The organism is Corynebacterium sp. HMSC11D10, from assembly GCF_001806995.1.
Taxonomy (GTDB): Bacteria; Actinomycetota; Actinomycetes; order Mycobacteriales; family Mycobacteriaceae; genus Corynebacterium; species Corynebacterium coyleae.
Map to the genome: position 1 here is coordinate 607 of NZ_KV787027.1, position 2,080 is coordinate 2,686.

Sequence of the window (2,080 nt, forward strand, 5' to 3'; positions counted from 1 at the left end):
ACAAACGGCTACACCACTACACGGGACTTGACCACCCGCTGGTCGCCCGTATCGACACCGTGCAGCTGATCGACTCCAAGAAAGAGTCCGCTGCGCGCGCAGCCCGTCGCGGAGGCGAGGCGGCGAACGCCGCCCTGGCTGGCGCTGACGCCGACAACGACGAAGCACCGTTCTAACAACGACACCCCGCAGGGAAACCTGCGGGGTTATTTTTTTTCAACTATTTCACGGGGTTGATCCAGCTCTTTCACGGCCATACCCAACTGAACAAAACCCAACAGCCCTAGCATCAGCTTGGCGATCGGGGTGGAGTCTTTTGAGTAGGTCTGTCCCTCCTTGAGGAACTTCACCGACACTCCTTTGCTGACTAGCTCGTCAACAATGGCGTACAGATCCGTCAGTGAACGCGCGCACCGATCCATCGACGTGACGACAAGCTGATCTCCTGCACGGACATATCGCATTGCTTCATCAAGTCCAGGGCGCTCACGCGATCCACCACTGGCCTTATCCGTGTAATAGGTGAAGACCTTCTCTGCCTTGAGTTGTTCAATCTGACGATCAAGGTTCTGATCTTTCGAACTCACCCGGGCATAGCCCACCTTTTGTCCTGAGATCGCCCCCAACTGTTCAGTGATCTCCAGAGGCAGTGACGGTTCTGTTCCGTTAGTCTTGGAACTAACCCTAGCGAACAGGAAGTTTTGTCATTCACAAATTGTTCGCTTGGGGTGTACGCTATACACACATTAGGACCTTAAGGCATAGCTGCAGCTACTTTCGCATCCGACAAATGGAAATCTACGGCGATCTTGGCAGCTGTGTTTTTGCACGGGAGAATTGCTTTATTCATGGGAATTACCTCATTCTCCCTCACGATGCTCACAGTGGTGATTTTCGCCTTACTACCCATGAAGATAGTTGGAAGGAAGTTGAGTGATATTCATGACTGGTTCAAGTTATCGATCAAGAGTATTTGGATATAATTTTAGTCGGATCGTACTTATCTTCGCAGTACTCTTATTGTGTGTCTACTTCTTGACCAGAAGAGATCAAACCGCCTTTATCACATGCGGTCTTTTAGTGTCTCTGGCAATTTTCTTTAATGTCGGGGTGTTGCTGAATGATGAAATCCTTCGGATTTCAGTTCTTGGCATTCCAGTTAGCAACGTTCGTTTGGAATCTCTGAAGGGGGCGGAGATCCTTCCCTCGGGCCCCATACTCGAATCCCAAACGTTTGGGGTTCACTTCCTGGATGGCACTATTTCATTCCATGCCGGTTCTGCAAATATCCTCCTACACCGCAATATCGGAAGACCCATTCGCTTGACGGTTAAAGACCCAGAGGAATTTTTACACCTCCTAGCGGAGAACTCCGCTATTCGACCCGCTTCTCACAGTTAAGCCCCCGGTGCCGACACAACTGGCAACCAAAAGCATACCTCGAAGAGCTACTCACTCAAGCATCACCCGATCTGACGCGTCAGATGCTCGGTGATTTCATCAACCAAATTCTATCTTCCCAAGACGATACTGTCGGCAGCGCTGACTACGGCACCACCAGCGACAACCGCGTCAACCACCGCAACGGCTACCGCCACCGACTACTGGATACACGGGTCAGCACCGTCGATGTGGCTATCCCGAAACTACGCCACGGTTCCTTCTTGTCTGACTGGCTGTTAGAACGACGAACCCGTAGCGAACGTGCCATGTAGATAAGCCTCTGGGCACTAAAGTACCCAGAGTGAAGTGCCCCGGGTTTTGTTCCTAGGCGTTTGCCTTGATTTCTATTATTTCCTGTGGTGGGTTCTGCTTCCAAAATTCGGTTTCGACCTCGACCGGGGTTCGGTATCCCAAGCTTTGGTGAAGCCTTGTCTCGTTCCACCATGACACCCACTCGAACGTCGCGATTTCTACCTCGACAACATCATCCCACCTGCGAGCATGGATCAGCTCGTTCTTGTAGGATCCGTTGACGTTTTCAGCAAGAGCATTGTCGTAGGAGTCACCGACAGTTCCGGTGGAAGCTGTAATGCCGTGTTGGGTAAGTCGCTCGTTGTAGACCACGCTGACGTACTGC

Annotated in this window: 2 protein-coding genes and 1 pseudogene; 1 reads left to right on the top strand and 2 read right to left on the bottom strand. The window is 51.6% G+C overall.

Features of this window, described 5'->3' with window-relative positions; genetic code table 11:
• Positions 1-206: 206 nt before the first annotated feature.
• Positions 207-602, bottom strand: coding sequence for a recombinase family protein (locus tag HMPREF3120_RS01930; protein WP_256365990.1), 396 nt, complete (start codon positions 600-602; stop codon positions 207-209).
• 825 nt (positions 603-1,427) lie between these two features.
• On the opposite strand from HMPREF3120_RS01930, the pseudogene HMPREF3120_RS11655 reads away from it, so the two are divergent.
• A pseudogene (locus HMPREF3120_RS11655) lies at positions 1,428-1,712 on the top strand (transposase); the annotation flags it as partial.
• Positions 1,713-1,767: 55 nt separating this feature from the next.
• Here HMPREF3120_RS11655 and HMPREF3120_RS01940 read toward each other — a convergent pair.
• The coding region (locus HMPREF3120_RS01940) for an integrase core domain-containing protein (RefSeq protein ID WP_070450381.1) at positions 1,768-2,080 on the bottom strand (313 nt) is incomplete at its 5' end.